The 18,376-nt window shown below is 57.4% G+C and carries 12 protein-coding genes; 6 read left to right on the top strand and 6 right to left on the bottom strand.

Annotation, left to right across the window (positions count from 1 at the left end):
* The first annotated feature begins 217 nt into the window (after positions 1 to 217).
* Positions 218 to 1,741, top strand: a complete 1,524-nt coding sequence (locus tag Poly24_RS18540; RefSeq protein ID WP_145098867.1) for a sialate O-acetylesterase — start codon at positions 218 to 220, stop codon at positions 1,739 to 1,741.
* 185 nt (positions 1,742 to 1,926) lie between these two features.
* Here the strand turns inward: Poly24_RS18540 and Poly24_RS18535 are convergent, their stop codons facing one another.
* Complete coding sequence (locus Poly24_RS18535; RefSeq protein ID WP_145098865.1) at positions 1,927 to 5,772, bottom strand: AAA family ATPase; 3,846 nt, start codon at positions 5,770 to 5,772, stop codon at positions 1,927 to 1,929.
* 49 nt (positions 5,773 to 5,821) lie between these two features.
* A complete protein-coding gene (locus Poly24_RS18530) occupies positions 5,822 to 7,081 on the bottom strand; it encodes a metallophosphoesterase family protein (RefSeq protein ID WP_145098862.1) in 1,260 nt (419 codons plus the stop codon).
* A 501-nt stretch (positions 7,082 to 7,582) separates the two neighbouring features.
* Here Poly24_RS18530 and Poly24_RS18525 point away from each other — a divergent pair.
* Together Poly24_RS18525 and Poly24_RS18520 are read left to right on the top strand one after the other, a co-directional pair.
* Positions 7,583 to 8,743, top strand: a complete 1,161-nt coding sequence (locus tag Poly24_RS18525) for a Na/Pi symporter (protein WP_145098859.1) — start codon at positions 7,583 to 7,585, stop codon at positions 8,741 to 8,743.
* Between the two features lie 98 nt (positions 8,744 to 8,841).
* Positions 8,842 to 9,066: a hypothetical protein gene (locus Poly24_RS18520; RefSeq protein WP_145098856.1), complete on the top strand. Its 225-nt coding sequence runs from the start codon at positions 8,842 to 8,844 to the stop codon at positions 9,064 to 9,066.
* Between the two features lie 44 nt (positions 9,067 to 9,110).
* On the opposite strand, the gene Poly24_RS18515 is transcribed toward Poly24_RS18520, so the two are convergent.
* The 3 genes from Poly24_RS18515 to Poly24_RS18505 form a co-directional block, all read right to left on the bottom strand.
* Complete coding sequence (locus tag Poly24_RS18515) at positions 9,111 to 9,680, bottom strand: SpoVG family protein (protein WP_145098853.1); 570 nt, start codon at positions 9,678 to 9,680, stop codon at positions 9,111 to 9,113.
* A gap of 24 nt (positions 9,681 to 9,704) precedes the next feature.
* The gene (gene ispE, locus Poly24_RS18510) at positions 9,705 to 10,676 is read right to left on the bottom strand and encodes a 4-(cytidine 5'-diphospho)-2-C-methyl-D-erythritol kinase (protein WP_145098850.1); all 972 of its coding nucleotides are present in this window, start codon (positions 10,674 to 10,676) and stop codon (positions 9,705 to 9,707) included.
* A gap of 345 nt (positions 10,677 to 11,021) precedes the next feature.
* The gene (locus Poly24_RS18505; RefSeq protein WP_145098847.1) at positions 11,022 to 12,068 is read right to left on the bottom strand and encodes a DMT family transporter; all 1,047 of its coding nucleotides are present in this window, start codon (positions 12,066 to 12,068) and stop codon (positions 11,022 to 11,024) included.
* A 274-nt stretch (positions 12,069 to 12,342) separates the two neighbouring features.
* Between Poly24_RS18505 and fliG the strand changes: the two genes are divergently transcribed.
* A complete protein-coding gene (gene fliG / locus Poly24_RS18500) occupies positions 12,343 to 13,353 on the top strand; it encodes a flagellar motor switch protein FliG (RefSeq protein WP_231753219.1) in 1,011 nt (336 codons plus the stop codon).
* On the opposite strand, the gene Poly24_RS18495 is transcribed toward fliG, so the two are convergent.
* Complete coding sequence (locus Poly24_RS18495; RefSeq protein WP_145098844.1) at positions 13,346 to 14,185, bottom strand: DUF4974 domain-containing protein; 840 nt, start codon at positions 14,183 to 14,185, stop codon at positions 13,346 to 13,348. The genes fliG and Poly24_RS18495 overlap by 8 nt on opposite strands.
* A 505-nt stretch (positions 14,186 to 14,690) precedes the next feature.
* Between Poly24_RS18495 and Poly24_RS18490 the strand changes: the two genes are divergently transcribed.
* Positions 14,691 to 15,461: a leucine-rich repeat domain-containing protein gene (locus Poly24_RS18490; RefSeq protein ID WP_145098841.1), complete on the top strand. Its 771-nt coding sequence runs from the start codon at positions 14,691 to 14,693 to the stop codon at positions 15,459 to 15,461.
* 144 nt (positions 15,462 to 15,605) lie between these two features.
* Entirely contained in the window at positions 15,606 to 18,293 is a 2,688-nt protein-coding gene (locus tag Poly24_RS18485; RefSeq protein WP_145098837.1) for a PVC-type heme-binding CxxCH protein, read from the top strand.
* The last annotated feature ends 83 nt before the right edge of the window (positions 18,294 to 18,376 follow it).

Genomic DNA, 18,376 nt, shown 5'->3' with positions numbered 1-18,376 from the left:
CTGACGTAGAATGTCCACCGACGAATTATAACATCTTCGAATGCCCGGACGCGAATCGATCGAACGATCGGCAGCGTGATCTGGCGAGCGACGGGACGGGAGAAAAAATTGCCTGCCGCAAAGTGCGAGACCGTTTCAATTCGGTTCTCAATTCGTTATCGTTTCATCGATCGTTTAACCCACCCCTACCAACCTTCAGAGAAATTACGGAATCGCAATGAGAAGTGACTTCCCGCGTCTTCGACGAGCAATTTTTGGACTGCTCGTTTCCACGTCAATCGCCAGCGGTGCGCTGGCGGATGTCCGCGTGCCTTCGATCTTTGGCAATAACATGGTGCTGCAACGCGAACAAGCCAATCCCGTTTGGGGATGGGCTGAACCGGGCGAAGAGGTCGTCGTGACGATTGCCGACCAAACGAAAAAAGCGACCGCCGACGATCAAGGGAACTGGCGCGTGACGCTCGACCCCTTGGCTTTGGGCGATGCCAAAACCATGGTCATCGAAGGTAAGAACCGCTTGGAATTTGGCGACGTCTTGATCGGAGAAGTTTGGTTGTGCAGCGGCCAATCGAACATGCAGTGGTCGGTCGATCAGGCCAATGACGCCGATCTGGAAAAGATGACTGCCAATTACCCTCATATCCGTCTGATCTCGGTGCCTCGCATTGGTGTGCAGGAGCCGCAGGATGATTTCCAGGGCGAATGGCAACAATGCACCTCGGATACTGTCGGTTCGTTCTCGGCCGTCGGATACTTTTTTGGACGCCAATTGCACCAATCGCTCGGGATGCCGATCGGTTTGATCGACAATTCGTGGGGCGGTTCATCGTGTGAAGCGTGGGTCCAACGCGAGCTGCTGGAAGCGGATGAAGCTTATGGCCCGCTGTTGGAACGATGGAGTAAGGAAGAGGCAAAGTTCGAAGAATTGAGCGCCGCGGAGTCGAAAGATGACAACCAGGCCAAGCAATTGGCAAATTTGAAATCGCGAATGACCGGCCAACATCGCCCCGGTAACCTTTATTGTGGTGTGTTGCGTCCAATCTTAGGCTATGGCATCCGCGGAACGATCTGGTATCAAGGCGAATCGAACGCCAGTCGTGCTTACCAATACCGCGACTTGTTTCCGTTGATGATCCAATCGTGGCGCGACGAATGGAAGCAGGGCGATTTTCCGTTCTACTGGGTTCAGTTGGCTGATTTCCGCGACGAAGTCTCCGAACCGGGCGACAGCGATTGGGCGGAACTGCGCGAAGCGCAAACGATGACGATGGAGCGTTTGCCCAACACCGGCGAAGCGGTGATCATCGACATCGGCGAAGGACGCGACATCCATCCGCGGAACAAGCAAGATGTCGCCAAGCGTTTGGCCCGTTGGGCATTGGCGAAGGATTACGGTTTGCCAATCGAATACCAAAGCCCAACCTATAAATCGGTGGAAACCGAAGGCAACAAGATGACGCTGACGTTCGATCATGTCGGAGCGCAGGGGTTATATACCTTCGATGTGAAACGGCCGATTGGCTTTACGATCGCGGGCGAGGATCAAAAGTTTGTCGATGCCAAGGCGGAGCTGGTTGGCAAGGATAAGGTCGTTGTATGGAGCGACGAGATCGAAGCTCCTGTGGCTGTCCGTTACGCCTGGGCCACGAACCCCGTCGCCAACGTGACCTCTCGCAACGGGTTGCCGCTGACTCCGTTCCGTACCGACGATTGGAAGGGTGTGACCGCGGACGCCAAGTAGGCGTGCAGGGTGTCTGAAAACCGCTGGCTGCATAGTGCCTTCAGCGGTTGTATGGGAAACCGCGTAATCGCCATCGTGCCGGCGGATTGCATAATGAAACAACCCGCGGCTTTTCGGGAGCCGCGGGTTGTTTGCGTTTGGGTGGTCACTGAATGGACGGTGGAACATTGTGCCACCGGGTTCGGCTATTGAAGGTCGTCTTCTTCGATCGGACCGACACCCGCGGGCTTTCCTGTCCACCAAGCGTCATCGCGATCCCAAGCGTTGCGTGGACCGGAGAACTCACCGTCGGATTCATCCTCGCGTTGCGGGGTCGGATCGGTATCGAACCAAACCCAGTTGAGATCGACTGGTTCGAGGTCGTCTTCGATGATCGGCGTGGGGCGTCGACGATGACGTTCCACTTTGGTCACGACAACCGGTTCGGGTTCTTCGTAAAACTCTTCGACTTCCTCGATCTCTTCGACGATTTCGGGTTCGGGTTCGGGTTCGGGGGCATCGGCAACGATCACTTCTTCGACGACTTCCTCTTCGAAGGGCTCTTCCTCGGCGACTTCTTCGATCTCCGGTTCTTCCCAAACCTCTTCTTCGATGATCTCTTCGATCACTTCTTCGGCGGGTTCTTCTTCCGGAACTTCGTCGACGATCTCTTCGACCGTTTCTTCAATGATCTCTGCAGGTGGTTCGGGCAATAGCACGGTGGCGACACCCGGCGTGCCTTGTTTCGGCAACAAGCGAACTTCGGCACTCACCTCGTGGAAGATGTCGACGATGTGTTCGTGACAGGTGAACATCATCACTTGATGGCCGAGTTCGGCAAAGTGTTGCAGCGTACGAACGGCATGGACGGCGCGGCGACGGTCGAAGTTCACCAACACGTCGTCCAGCACCAGCGGCAGCATCACGCCACGTCGGGCGTAGGCGGCGGCCAGGGCTAAACGCAGCGCGATGAAGACCGCTTCGCGTGTGCCACGGCTAAGGACTTCGATCGGCAACGCCTTGCCATCGCGGTTGTCGACGTTCAAGCGATTGGTGCCCAGCGGCGTCCAAATTCGCACGTACTTGCCATCGGTCAAGCTTTTCAAAAAGGTCGAGGCTTCGCGAAGCGTCTCGGGTTGGCGTTCCTTTTCGAACGTCGCACAGACTTCATCCAACAGCTTGCTGGTCATCCCCAAGGTCTGCCAACGTTCGATGCACTTGCGGATCTGAAGATCGATGCAGCCGAGTTCCAATTGGGCTTCGGTCAAGCGACGGTCTTCGGTCAATTGCTTCATCTCGGCGGTCAATTCGCCCTGGCGCGTCTGCAATCCACCGATCCGTTCCTTGGTCTGTTCGATCTTCTGGTTCAGCGATTCCCAGCGTCGATCGAGATCTTCCGCCTTCGCATCTTCCAAGGCGCGGAGCACTTCGTTGGGATCGATCTTGTTGCCGATCAACGAATCGAGCTTGGTCTGCGTTGCTTCCAGGTTCTGACGCATTTCCAGTAGCGAAGTCTTCCGGTCGACAAGCGCGTAGAACTGTTCTTGCGTCGCGACGCCACATTGAGCCCATAGCGAACGGCGGTTTTGTTCGTAGCGTTCGATCGCCCGAGCGTGGCTTGCGCTCGCCTTGCGGAACTGGGCGTCGTGCTCTTTCAATTCACGACGCTTCTTGATCCAGTGCTGTTGGCGTTCCAATTCCTGAATCATCTGGTTCAGTTGTTCCAACGGATCGCTTGGGATCCGTCGCGCGACGCGCGGATCGGACATGCGGGCCGGTTCGGCAGCCCGGCGCGAGTCGTTGCCGCGTCGCGATTGGCGGTAGTCGTCGGCATCTTCATCATCGTTGATGAAGTCTTTGACGGCTTGGATCGGATCTTTCATACCCTGTTGCGTGGCGGTGGCCAGTGCACTTTCGGGCTCTTCGTCGCCCAAAGCTTCGCGGTACAGCGATTCCACTCGCTTGCCGAGAGCAGCCAGTTCACGTTTTCGTTCGATCTTCTCGTCTCGCAATTCGTCGACGCGACGACGCGACGCTTGCAGCGTTTCGTAACCGTCGCTCATCTCGCGAATGCTCTTGGGCGAAAGCGATTCCGAAAGGCCCAGCTTCAGCAGCGTTCGCTTCCAGTCGGAGCGAGCCCGCTTCAGGCCTTCGACAGCTTCTTCGGCCCGTTTTCGAGCGGCTTTGTAACGTTGTACCAACGCTTGGTTGGCGTGGTACAGCGGCAGCGCGTCTTCTTGAGCTTGCAGTTCGGTGAGCGATTCACGCAACCGACTTTCCAACGTCCCGGCCCCCGAGGGGAGATCCTTCAAGATCTCTTCGTGCTCGCGTTCGGTTTCGCGGATTTGTTTACGGACCACATCGATCTGTCGTTCGGTATCGTGCAGGTCGCTGCTGGTGCCACGGTCGAACAGTTGACGTCCCATGTACCACATCGCCAGACAGGCCATGCCGATCAGCATCGAAAACATGCCGAAGGTTGGGTCGCGTTCGGCGACGTTCCAGATTCCGGTCGTCTTCACCAGGCCATAGATCAGGCCAACGCCACCGAACAGGAACGGGGCTGCCATGAAGATCGATCGATCGACGGGCAAGGCTTCGGCGGTGGTTAGGTTGATCGCTTCGTTTTCAAGTTCCTTGTGATGCCGGCGCAGCTTGTCCAGGTGCTCTTCGGTTTGAATCGCTTTGCGGAACCGCGCGATCACGGCGCCTTGCAGCTTGATCGATTCGTGCAGGTCTTCGTTTTGTAGATGACCGATTTTTTCGCGAAGCTGTTTTTCCTGGGCCTGGATCTCTTGGCGATCCTTCAGACTTTCGTCGCGGGCCTGTTTCGCTTGGAACAAAAATTCTTTGACCGTTCGCGCCGGTCCACCCAGCGTCGCCAGGGTGGCACGCGACAGATCGGGCATCTCCGACTTGGCACCTTCGATCAACGATTTGCGTTCTTCGTCGGTCAATCCCAAGCGATGCGCGTCGGCGTCGAGTTGCTGTTCGGCTTTCTCTACCTGCTTGTCGAGCTTGGCGATCTGATCGCGTAGGGCTTCGATCCAGGTTGCTTGTTGCGAAGCCGCTTCGATCCGCGATTGCAGATTCAAAAGGCGTTGACTCAGCGGAAGCGCAGCGGCCTTGTCGCGCAGTTCTCGCCGTTGGCGTTTAACCTCTTCCAGCTTCCCCTTGCGTTCTTCCACCTGGGCTTCGATGTGCACCAATTGCATCGGTGCGTCTTCGGGCAGGTCGAGGCCACGTTCGGTGCGTTCGATCTGCGCTTTGAGTTCTTGGCGTTTGAGCCACGTTTCCCGGGCGGTGGAGGCAACTTCGGTGACCCGCGCGTCGTGTTCCCATTGGCCCAGTTTGACCCGCAGGTGTTCAATCTCTTGGATCTGAGTACGGCGTTGCGTTGCCAGTTCGGCCCAGCGGCGGCCTCGTCGCGTGAGTTGATCGACCTCTTCGCGAAGACGATCGCGGCGGGCGATCAGATCGGCCAATTGCTGGCCGCTGCGGTTGGATGATTCCGTCCCCAGGACGTTGGCGCGGGCACCGCGCAGCTGACGCGTGACATCGACCAACGAAACGCGATCGAGGCCACTGGACAGTTTATACAGTTCATCGGCGGCGGAGGTGTCGTCGAGCGTGCCCAGTTCCTGCAGTTCGCGAAGTCCGATCGCAAACACGTTTTTGAAAATCGGTTCGTCGATTTGGCCCAACAGCATCTTCAGACGATGCTCCCCTTGGACCAAACCATCGGTGCCGGTCACGGTCAGGCTGCCGTTGCCATCGGCGTCGGTCAATTGGGCGCGTCGCCGCAATTCGTAGCCACCGCCGGGACCGGTGACGCGCAGCGCACCACCAGGTGATCCACCATGGACCGGTGGCAGGTAGCGCTCGCGGCGTTCGGTCGTAAATCCGTAGAGCATCGCGCGCAAGAACTGCATCAGCGTTGTCTTGCCAGCCTCATTGGGGCCGTAGAACAACGTCATGCCATCGGGCAGACTGTCCACGCTTAAGCCTGTCCAGACGCCGAAACCGTCAATTTGTAAATCTTTTACTTTCACCGGTAAACCTCCCTGTGACCGGTGGCGCGATCATTTCGCCATGATGAAACTATCGATACTCTTTGCCGTCACCTGCCATCGCTAACTTTGGTTTGCCGCCTCGCAGCAATTCCACCCCCAACAGTGTCGCGTGGTCCAAGGTCGCCGCCCGGCTGGCGGGATCCGCTTCGGTCAAGACCGCTGCCATCGCTGGCGGCAGTCCCTCATGTTCTTCGGTCAACGAATTCAATTGCAAATCGCGTCCGCCTGTCTTGCGATGGGTTCCGGCGGCACGCAGGAAATCGCCCAGGATGGTGTCTTCGTCGAGCCACGATTGCGGAAATTGGGGCGGCGCGATGACGTCCAGTTTGACCGACCAAGCCGCCGGACTGCCGTGTCCAAATTCGCGACGCAACCAAGACAACAGTTCCGTCGGATCGCCAGCGCCCATCGGCGAATCGGCCCCTAAATGAATTTCCCAGCCGACCAACAGGTGTCGGTCGCCGTTCTCGTGTTGAAGCCGCGCGATCCGTTGGGACAACAGGCTGCGCAAGTCGCTGCTGGTCCCCAGGTCGGCGCCGCCCAGTTCCACGTTGATGTAGCGGAAGCTGTCCGATTCGACAAAGTGAACGCGGCTGCTGCCATCGGCGTCGATGTCGACCAAATGGAAGCCATGTGCTCCGGTTTCGGCCAAACTGCGGCCCTGAGGCGATCCGCAATAGTTGGCGCCAACGCCTGCGGCACCCTCCAGCGAACGACGTTGATGTTCGCCGCCGAGTGCCCAATAATCGAAGCGGCCTTCGGCTAGTGCGGTTGCATCGCTGCTGCCATAGCCGAGCGCGATGGTGAACTCTTCGACCGGGTCGTGCCGGAAACTGGGCACATGTAACCCGCTGCGTCCGTCGTTGCTGCGACCGACCACGACGGCGATCGTGTCGCCGGCGCGACGCACGTAGGCTTGTTCGGAGCGGTCCTTGGGAAAGACGGTTACGTTCGGGGGCAAGGCGAGCCCGTCGCCCAATTTGGCAAGGTCGTCGACCTGCCCGGTCGTCCAGAAGACTTGGATGTTTTGTTGATGTAGCTGTTCAAACTGTTCGACCAGCATCGCCATGCCACGCGGGCCCGCGGTGATCGGATGGAACAGGTCACCCGAGAGTAGGACGAAATCGACGTTTTCGAGAACCGCGGTTTCAAAGACGGTGGCGGCTGCCTTCCAGCTAGCGCCCGCCATCGCTTCACGCAGATGCTGGGGTACTTCGTCCAAGTCGCCCAATGGGCGTTCTAGATGAAAGTCGCTGGCATGTATAAATCGAAAGGATTCACCAGTCATCGTTCCCTCCTGGCCCGATCGGTTTTCAAACTTACCACGTCTGCCACAGCCATGCGGCGCGCTCTGTCGGTATTATCAGTTGCAGAGTTTAACGAAAGTTTGGATTCTTTTCCAAGATCTGTTTTGGGACATAACCGAAATCGAGGGCAGAAAATTTACATTCTGAATGCTAGCAACAGGGCGACCTGGTGGCGACGCCGAGCGTTTTAGCCCGGCATCACCGCTCCGACATCAATGATGTGTCGGTGAGTATTGTGTTAAGAATCGTCGCGCTGAATCCCTCTGCGGACGGGGGTGAAAAGTCGCAGTGAGATCGGATAACCGTGCAAATTGCTGGGTTTGAGTAATTCGCAGGTTCAGCGTGGGTGGTTTGGTGTCTCAGTTCAGGTTGTTGAAGCGACCCTGAAAAGAACTACACTCGACCAACCAACCCGACATCCGAGGGGCGACGGACTACGTCGCGGTTGTCATCAATCTCTTTTCAAATCAATGGGAGTTCGGATGGACATTGTGGCACCGGAAGAAAGCGCCGAGCATTCTCAATCGGCGTCGGACCACGGTACATGGCGGCAGTGGCTGCTGGTTGCCGGACTTGTCTATGTTCTCATCTGCGCTGTCGGTCTGATCGGATCGGGCTTTAAGACCGCGACCGGTAGCCAAGCGAAAGAGATGTTCGAATTTGCCACGAATCCGTTTGCCGGTTTGGTGGTCGGAACGGTGGCGACGGCGTTGATTCAGTCCTCTTCGACGGTCACGTCGATCATTGTCGGTTTGGTTGCCGGCGGTTTGCCCGTCTCGGTCGCCGTGCCGATGGTGATGGGGGCGAACATTGGCACGTCGATCACGAACACGATCGTTTCGTTGGGACACGTCCGTGAGAAGAAAGAGTTTGCGCGGGCGTTTTCCGCGGCGACGGTTCACGACTTTTTCAACCTTCTGTCGGTTGTGATTTTTTTGCCGCTGGAGATAGCGTTTGGGTTCCTTGAGAAAATTGGCAGCGCGCTAGCGGGAGTCTTTGTCGTCGGCGATTCGTCGATGAACAGTATGAATTTTGTCAAAGCAGCGACCGCGCCGGTCGTCGATTCGTTCAAGAACGCCGCGGCCAATCTGGGGACCACCGGAGGCGGGATCGCGTTGATTCTTGTCGGGATCGTGCTGATCTTTCTGTCGATTCACTTCGTCGGCAAGCTGCTGAAGACCTTGATGGTTGGGAAGGCGAAAGAGTTGATGCACGCCGCGATTGGCAAGGGCCCGATCTCGGGCATCTGCTCGGGAACATTCGTCACGATTCTTGTGCAATCGTCGTCGACAACCACTTCGTTGATGGTGCCGCTGGCCGGTTCGGGGGCGTTTGGTTTGAAGGAGATCTATCCGTTCACTCTGGGTGCCAATATCGGTACCTGCATCACCGCACTATTGGCGGCCACGGCGGTCGATGGCAACACGTCGGCGGCACTGCAGATCGCCTTCATCCACTTGACCTACAACGTGCTTGGGGTAGCGGTCATCTATGGAATTCCACTGCTTCGCTATCTGCCCGTCAAGGCGGCGGAGTGGTTGGGGGATACCGCTTCGGAAAACAAAATGGTCGCGTTGGTCTACGTCTTGGGCGTGTTCTTTGTCATCCCGGGCATGTGCCTTGGTGTCAGTAGCATGCTGTAACGGAACGATGCACCGTCCCGGAACCCTCTCTTTTTTGCCCCGTTTAAGGCTTCGCGGCGCACGCATTTGTGCACGCATTTTTATTCAAAGGACGTGTCATGTCGGAATTGCCCCGGATGTCTGTCAAGAGTCTGCGCGATCTGATCGCAGATACCGAAACGACCCTGAAAGATCTCAATACCGAATTGCAACGTCGTGAAATAGCGGCTCAGGAAATGGAGATCGAGCATCTCGAAGACCACATGAAACATGCCCAGTTATCGCTGCAATCGATTCGCGATTTTCTGGCCATTCTTGTGAATGAGTATCGGTCGCGGCATTAGTTCTCGCGGCGCGGTCGGCAGTTTGTCGATTGGGGCGACCGAGGCTAAAAAACGCCGGCGCCAAAGCTGTCGTCATTGCCACCGCCACCACGCTGCGAACTGGTTTGTCCGTCGGGGCGTTGGTGGAAATGAGGTGCCGGCGGCGGCAGCTTTTCCGGTAAATTCTTCGCCTGCGGTTCGGCATAGGCGGCCACATCGACGTTGTCGCTGTCGAAGTCGTCGTCGTAACGCGAACGGTACCCGGGCTGTTGGGCCCGCTGAAGTTCCAGCTCGAATTCTTCGATCACGTGCCGTTGGATCTGTTCACGGCACTCCGAATTGATCGGATGGGCGACATCGGCGTACAGTTTTTGCGGGCCGTCGTTTTCGCCGCCGCTACGTTGTTTGGTTCCGCACTGGTTGCAGTATGGAGCTCGCAGGTAGTTCTTGTGGCCGCATCGGTTGCAGTGGCCTGTCAGTTTGCGGCTGGGCATCGCAACAAAAGGGCCGTTCATGCCGTCGATGATTTTCAGATCGCGAATCACAAAACAGGAATCAAACGTGATCGAGCAGAATGCCCGCAAGCGATCCTCTGAGTTTTCCATCAACTTGACACGTACTTCGGTGATTTCCACTGTCCGACCCTCCCTAACCGAGTGCTATAAAAATGATCCCAGATCCCGCGAAGGGTTGGCAATCTGAACCGATTCCGCTGCGAATGCGATGCCGACACCAGTGGCTTGCAATTGGTGCGCGATGCGAGAAGCGGTGGCCGCGTTCGGACAAATCCCAAAACACGCTGAACCACTGCCGGTGACCTGGTATCCCAAAACCGATGTCCGACGAATTGCGGTAAGCACCCGATCGATCCAGTCGCTGGTCGCACGGGATGGATCGGCCAGCCGGTTGAGTAGTTGACCGGCGATCCGCGCGGCGCGTCCGGAGACCATCGCGGCAAGCATCGCCGTCGCAGAGACCGGCTCAGGCGGAACCTGGCAACGGCGATAGACCTCTACCGTTGAAACGCTTGCCGGTGGATGGACGACGACAAAGTGCAGTTTTCCGCCAACGGGGATCGACGCGATTTGTTCGCCTCGGCCGGTGGCTATTGCCGCTGTCATCGGGCCATCGGAGGCCCCAAAGAAGAACGGGATATCGCTTCCCATTTCGCCAGCCAGTTGAAGCAAGCGAGGCTCATGTGGGGCGATGTCACACAGCTGCGCGGCAGCTCGCAATGCGGCGGCGGCGTCGCTGCTGGCGCCTCCCATTCCCGCCCCGGCGGGGATCGTTTTGGCGACGGTTGCGCGAAAACCTTTGGCGATAGAGAACCTTTGGCGGAATTGTTCCAACGTTCGGGTCACGAGGTTGTGTTGTGAGCTTGGCAACGCGGCGACGGTTTGTGCACCCCGATAGCGATGGACGACCACGGCCTGATTTGGAAGCCAATGGCAATCGACGTGCACGTCGTCGGTTTCGGTAAACGCCATACGGACACGATCGAAGCGATTGATCGCCACCATGACCGTTTCGAGTTCATGGAATCCATCGGCACGACGCTCTCGCAGTTCCAGAAACAGGTTCAGCTTGGCGGGGGTCAAGATCTCAACCGCAGGGGGTTGGTTTGCGAGCATGTCAAGTTGCTACCTAGCTTCAATGATGTTCATGCCACCAACAAAACGATTGGGCGAGCGGATAAGGAGGTGAATCAAGTGCCCAACGGCCCGCCGGCAACGCGTGTCCCATTCCCTTCAATTTGCAGATCAAGTCAATCGCGCGGTGCCAGCAAACCTAAGCTCGGATTGTACGCGGTTCCATCGGAGGGTCAAGAAAACAAACCGGCCGTTAAGGTGAGGATCTTCGACTTTACGGTAAACCGACGCGGCCTATCTTCTCCAGGTTGCCTAGTCTGGTGTGGTGGCTCGGTGATTGTGTTTTTCGAGTGGTTCTGGCAGCCGATGCGATCGGTAGGGCGCGTGTCACTCTGTGCGGTTGGCGTCGCCTTGGGGCCACAGCGCCAGGGCATTCGCCGCCAAGACCAGTGCGCCGCCGATGACCAGTGGCAGGCTGAACGTCTCGTTGGCGTAGGCGATCGTGCAGCATCGGCTGAGCGTTGTCGGCAAGGTCATCGCCCAAAGCGAAGCGAAGACTGGTTCGAGCGTGTAGATCACGGCGGCTTGCCCCGCGGAGATCATCGGTTGGTACTTGTTCATCCATGCAAAGGCGAGAAACGACGGGATCGCGCAGAGAAGGCTGATCATAAAATAGAAGGACGGTTGCGCGGCGAGCCCCGTCCAGCCGCCAGCGGCCGATTCGGGAACGTAGGGCTGCAAGCCCGCGTATACGATCAACGCAAGCAGTGCGGTGGTGGCAAACATGCTGGGCGTGAACGCGATCGATTCGTAGCATTTGCCGAATCGATCCAACAGTAAAATTTGTGCGCTGAAAAAGAAGACCGAAAGGAGGGTCAACCAGTCCCCGATCGTCCAGGTTTGTCGCATGTCGGGAGCGAGGCCGATCCGCCCTTGGCGAAGTTCGATCACTCCCGCGAGGATGGCGACACCGAATAATGCCAGCAGCGCACCGGCGATTACGGTTGGCCGCGGTATCTGCCGTTTGAGGATCGCGGAGATGATTGGTGTGACCACGACGACCAGGCTGGTCAGGAAGCCACTTCGCGAGGCGGGGATCGTTCCCAGGCCAACGACTTGCAAAATCAACCCCAGCACAAAGACGGCACCGATTGCCGCCCCGGCCAAGAGATGGGCCATCTGCACTTGGCGCAGCGTGTTGCGAAAAAAGACAAGGTACAGCAGGAGTGCGATTCCAAACCGGATCCCGATCATCCAGGCGGCCGCGGAGGTGCGCAACATCGACGATGCGGTGAGATGTGTCACCGAAAAGTGCTCGTCGACCTGCATGTTCAGGCACTTCATCATTGGAAACGAAAGCCCCCACAGGCTGTTGACCAGCACCAATGCGACGATGGCACGTCGTCGATCACTCGATTGGGCGGGGGCGAGCATCGTGTTGACCCAAGAGGATGGTCGGCAGGGGATGGCAAAAGTTCCGATCTTAACGATTGCCGATTTCTTTCCCAGCCGACTTGCCTGCAGAACCGACAGGTTCCGCACCTTCGCGGCCTCTGTGATTTGTGCTCGCAAATCAATCCGATAGTAGAGCGTACGGTGGCTGCACGAATTTTGAGGCGCAGCAAAAGGGGCGGTTCCCCGGATCATCGCCGTCCAGACGCATCGGTTCACCGTCCTTTAGCAACGGTTTGTTTCGGAAGGGAAGACGTTGGAAAAATCAAAGTTCGAAACCAGTTTGCGAAGATGTGCGGTCTTGTTGATGAGCCTGTCGACCAAGGCGGCCACGATCGTGATGTCGCGACTGACGACGGCTCAGGTCGAAGCGATCAGCCTGGAGATCGCGCGGATGGAATCGGTCGGCGGGGCCGAGCAAGAAGATGTGATGCATGAGTTCATGGGAACCAAAACGAGTGCCCTGAACGTCAGCTGTGGCGGCTTGAACCTCGCCAAAGAATTGATTCGCCAAGCGATGGGAAACGATGCCGATCCGGTGATTCAACGGATCGAACAATCGATCGAACAGAAACCGTTCGCCTTTGTCCGCCGGATCGAACCTCGGAATCTGATCCAATTTGTCCAGGACGAACATCCGCAGACGATCGCGCTGATCTTGAGCCATCTGCCTGAAGGCTATTGCGCCGAGGTCTTGTCGGGGCTGGATCCCGAGAAGCAATTGGAAGTGATCCAACGGATCGCGGTGGTGGGAAGCGCCGACACGCTGGCGATGGCCGATCTCGAACGCGGGCTGGAAATGCGGTTGGCCAGTTTGGTTAACGGAACCAACCTGCATGTCGGTGGCGTCGAGCACGTGGCGGGGATCTTGAATGTCTCCGAACGCTCCGTCGAACGGACGATTATGGAAGCCCTGGCCGAGGAGGAGCCCGAACTGGTCGACGAGATCCGGCACTTGATGTTCGTCTTCGAAGATATCGCCAAGATGGGAGACAAGGATATCCAATCGCTGTTGAAGAACGTCGAAGCGAGCAAGTGGGCCTGTGCGTTGAAGGGTTGCAGCGAGCCGTTGGTCAACAAGGTGATGAAGAACATGAGTTCCCGCGCCGCCGACAATCTCCGCGAAGAGATGGGCTTCCTCGGTGCTGTCCGCGTCTCCGATGTCGAAGCGGCTCAGCAGGGGATCGTCGACATGGTCCGCACGCTCGAAGACGCCGGCGAGATCTCGCGTCCGACCGGCGAAGAGGAGGAGGAGTTTGTCAGTTAGGGGCCAGTCCGGGGTAGACGATCTTGCTCTCCAGGGCGATCACTTTTTCCTTAGGGCCTGTCGCGATCATGTCCAACAATCGCTGCAGCTTTCTGTGGGTGACAAGGGTGGTGGTGACCACAAATCCACTCGACGAACCACTTTCGGTTTTAATTGCGCGAATCACGCTGGGGCCGCCCAATTGCTCCCACGTGTCGGGGTCGACGATCGCAATCAGCATCTCGACCGAATTGTAATCCGCCTGCAGTCCCGTCTCTTGCGACCAATAAATCCGCGTTAAAAGCTTCGTGTTGGCGTCGTCGTGCGTCGTGATGACAAGGTGTTCACTTTCAATTGTGTAGGTCAGGTCGACGCTGTCGAGAACGATCGAGAGTGCCGATTCTAGACGGACATTCTGGATGTTGGAGTCCAATGGAATATCGGAGGACAAGCCGATATCATCCAAGGCGCGACGGTTGATGAGGATGGGAATCCCCACCTTGTCCGATAGGACGGTCGCAACGTTTTCGAGCGGTTCGTCGATGAATTGTGCATCGACACGTGCTTGCAACGCCGCCTCAATTCTCTTGCCAGTCACCGGTTCATTGTCAGTTCCCGCTGCTGTCGGTGGAGTCGATTGGTTAGCATCGAACCCGTCTTTCGAATCGTCCGACGTTGGAGACTCGGGGCGGGCGGGTTTCGAAAACGGGTCGGGCGGCGTCGCTAACGGAGGTTCGTAGAAAGGGTTGGCATCCACAGCGGGGGCGAGCGAGGATTGCGCGATTCCCTCGTTCGATGCTCCCTGGATGAAGAAGGATGTAATCACAAGCGTCGCGATCGTTTTGGCTTTCATGACCCAAAGCTCCTTTGTGTTAAGCAAGGGTGCCTGCACTGCTGCGAAGTTTGGCATCGCCAGTCATCGCCAGCGGAGAGTAGACACGGGGCGGACAAGTGAGTTGATCTTCCCGTTGGGGGGAAGACGCCACCATGCAGAGCGTGCATTAGTGCAGTCGTGCGGGCAGAATGCACGGAAAAAACGCGAATTTCTTCGGAATTTGAGACCAAACGTTTTCACCCAAGCGTTGACCATGAGCGTGCTAAGGGGGGACATGTTTGTCACAGCCGGTGCAACCGTGCCCGTTAGAATAACCTACTGTCGACACCCCCGCTTATGGCGAGGTTGGTTCGGTATCCAATTCAACGGCGTCGTTGTTGGCTTATTTTAAGCTTAGAGATTGTTTAAAACGGTAGCCCCCCTGCATATTCCATTTTTTGTATTTTCATTGTTTGCAAATGTGTGTCGCCATTGCCATCGCGTTGTCGCGAACCACGCACCTGCCTGAACACGAGGAATTCCGATGTCTCATGCTCACCTGCCCGCTGCACGTTTCTCCATCCCTTCCTGGCCCGCCTGGGTTCAGATGATTGTCGCCTGCTTCGCGGGTTCGCTGGCGGGGGGGTACATGGCTGCAAAGGTCGCCGTATCGCGCAGTGACGAATCGATTCGTCAACAGATGGAGATGCGGTCGATCGATCGTTTCGTTTCGTTGGGAGGAGAAGTGCTTCGCGATGGCGAGCAATTGAGTCCGATTGGAATGCCCGTTTTGCGAGGGCTTGGGTTCTACACGATCAAATCCGCAAACGATGTCCGTCAGGCGATCTTGTTCGGCGGCATGCTGCCGGGGATTTCGCAGCTGCACTTTGCCCCCTTTGGGGTCAATCGTGTGGGGGCTGGGGTCACCGATGGGGATGTCTTACGTTTCGCCAACCGCAACTTCAAGAACATCGAATACCTGGACCTTTCCAATTGCCGCATCGAGGACGCTTCGGTAATCCAGCCGATGGTCAATCTGAAACGCTTGCGGCTGGCCAACAATCCGCTGACGAAAAATGGCGTCGAATCGCTGAGTCTGCTTGATTCGGTGGTCGAACTGTGGATCGGCTGGCCCGACCGAACGCTGAGTCCTGACAGTATGTACCGCGGGGCGGAGTTGCGAAAAACACTGGTCCAAGCGTTGACCGAAATGGACAAGCTGCAAAAAGTTCACCTCTACGACGACCTGCAATTGACGCAAAGCGAGAAGAACCAGTTGGGGAAGTTTGAAGTGGTCAAAGCATATATGAATTAGCCGGCAACCGGCGGGCTGATCGTAGACGTCGCCGACAAGTTTGTGGATAATAAGTCGCTCGCAAACGTGTGGATTCTGCCGGAATCCTCGCCGCTGTGAGTTTGAACCCACCTGTCTGTACTGTCGATCGAGAGGATCCTCCGCATGAGATTGTCGTTGTTAATAATTGCTTTGGTGTCCGCGCTCTCCGCCTCTGCGGCGGAGGTCAAGTTGGAGAAGGGGGATCACATCTGCCTGATCGGCAACGAGTTGGGCGAGCGGATGCAGCACCATAATTATTGGGAATCGCTGCTGCACCAAAGCTTCCCCCAGCACGAACTGACCGTTCGCAACCTCTGCTTCCCCGGCGACGAGCCGATGGATCGGATCCGTTCGAAGAACTTTGGCGATCCCGATTCGCATCTGACCCACAGCAAAGCGTCGGTCGTGATGATGTTCTTCGGTTTCAACGAATCGTTTGCCGGTGAAGAGGGACTGGCGGAGTTCACCGACCAGATGACTCAATTGGTCAACGAGACCAAGGCGAAGGATTATAGCGGCAACGGCTCGCCAAAGATCATCCTCGTTTCGCCGATCGCGTTCGAGAAGACCGGCGACAAGAACCTTCCCGACGGCAGCCAGCACAATCCGCGGTTGGAGATGTACACCGCGGCGTTGGCTGATGTTGCGAAGCAGACCGAGGTGGGCTTTGTCGATCTGTTCCATCCGTCGCAAAAGCTGTTCGAATCGCGTGACGAAAGACTCACGCTCAACGGTTCGCATCTAAACGAAAAGGGCTACCAAGCGTTGGCTCCCGCGTTTGTCAGCGCGATGGGAGGCAGCGACGCCGCCGAGATCAATCCCGAACTGAAGGCGGAAGTCGACGACAAGAACTTTCATTGGTGGCACCGCTATCGCGCCGTCAACGGTTTTTCGATCTACGGCGACCGCGGTTTGGCGGGCAAAGACGGGACGCGAACCTACAACAATCGCGACGTCATGGAACGCGAACGGGCGATCCTGGATCAGATGACCGCCAACCGCGATGCCCGGATCTGGGCGATCGCTCAGGGCCGCAGCGTGCCTGAGGAAGTCGACGACAGCAACACGCTGCCCTTTATCAACGTCACCACCAATGTCGGCGGCGCCGATGATCCGAACAAAAAGCGTGGCAAGTTGGGATCGTTGGATTACCACTCCGCCGCCGAACAACAGAAGATGTTCGAATTGGCTGATGGACTGCAGATCGAACTGTTTGCCTCTGAAGAACAGTTCCCCGAACTTGCGAATCCCGTCTCGTTGCAGTTCGACAACAAGGGGCGACTGTGGGTTTCGACGATGGCTTCGTATCCGCACTGGCAACCCAAGAGCAAACTGGACGACAAGCTGCTGATCCTGGAAGACATCGATAACGATGGCAAGGCGGACGAGTGCAAGGTCTTTGCCGGCGGCTTGCATCAACCGACCGGGTTCGAGTTGGGCAAGGGAGGCGCTTTCATCGCCCAACAGCCCGACATTTTGTTCGCTCAAGATCTCGATGGCGATGACGCTGCCGACACCGTGATCCGCAAGCTGGCGGGCTTCTGCTCGGCCGACTCGCACCATGGCATCTCCGCATTTGAATGGGGCCCTGGCGGGAACCTCTACTTTGAAGAGGGAACCTTTAAGTACTCGCAGGTCGAAAGTCCGTACGGCCTGAATCGCTTGCACGAAGCGGGCATCTGGCAATATCACCCCGTGACCGAACGGTTTGGCGTGCACGTCAGCGTTGCCTTCTCGAACCCTTGGGGACATGTCTTTGATCGCTGGGGCCAGAACTTCATCGGCGATGCGTCACCCGGCTTCAGCTACTGGGCTGCACCGATTTCCGGCAAGATCCAATATCCGATGAAACACCCCGGCGGATCGCAGCATCGTCGTGTCGCGAATCTGGAAACCAGTGGCGGAACCGCCGGTGGCGATCCCAAGTTCGCGCTGCCGACGCTCTATCCAAAGCGAACGCGTCCGCTGGGCGGATGTGCGATGATCTCCAGCCGTCACTTCCCCGATGAATGGCAAGGCAACTTCCTGGTCACCAACTGCATCGGCGACCGCGCGGTTTTGAACCACAAGATCACCGAAGACGGTTCGGGATTCGTTGGCGTGGAAGTCGAAAAAATCGTCGAAGGGAAAGACGGCAACTTCCGCCCCGTCGACTTGCAGATCGCCCCCGATGGCTCGCTTTACGTCGTCGATTGGCACAACGCGTTGATTGGACACCTGCAGCACAATCTGCGCGATCCGAGCCGCGATCACAGCCATGGCCGCATCTGGCGGATCACGCACAAGACGCGTCCGTTGGTCGAGCCTGCGAAGATCGCCGGCGAGCCGATTCCGGCGCTGTTGGATCTGCTGAAGCTGCCCGAAGATCGAACTCGCTACCGCGTGCGACGTGAGTTGGCCGAGCGCGATCCCGCGGAAGTTGTTGCGGCGGTGAACCAATGGACCGAAAACTTGGATCCATCGGATGCCGATTATGAGCACCAGCTGACCGAAGCGTTGTGGGTTTGCCAAACGCATCACGCGATCCAGACCGAACTGTTGGACCAAGTTCTGAACGCCAAGGATCACCGGGCACGAGCCGCGGCGACACGCGTCGTGTCATTCTGGGCCGACGATCTGGACAGCCCGATCGAATTGTTGACCCCACGGATCAACGACGAACATCCACGCGTCCGCTTGGAAGCGGTCCGAGCGCTCAGCTTCCTCAGCGGCGATGAAGCTGCCGAACTGGCGTTGGAAGTGCTGAACCACGACGTCGACGATGCGTTGCAGTACACGTTGGAAGAAACGCTGCGTCAGTTGGAACAATAACCGACGCAGCCGCTGCATGCAGAAAACGCGTGACCCGAAGGGTCACGCGTTTTTTATGCCCACAGCCACCGACAAATAGCGGC

Origin of the sequence: Rosistilla carotiformis (assembly GCF_007753095.1) — a bacterium.
In the GTDB taxonomy this organism is placed as follows: Bacteria; Planctomycetota; Planctomycetia; order Pirellulales; family Pirellulaceae; genus Rosistilla; species Rosistilla carotiformis.
The sequence above is the reverse complement of the archived record's forward strand: the minus strand, read 5'-3'. Positions and strand labels throughout refer to the sequence as shown.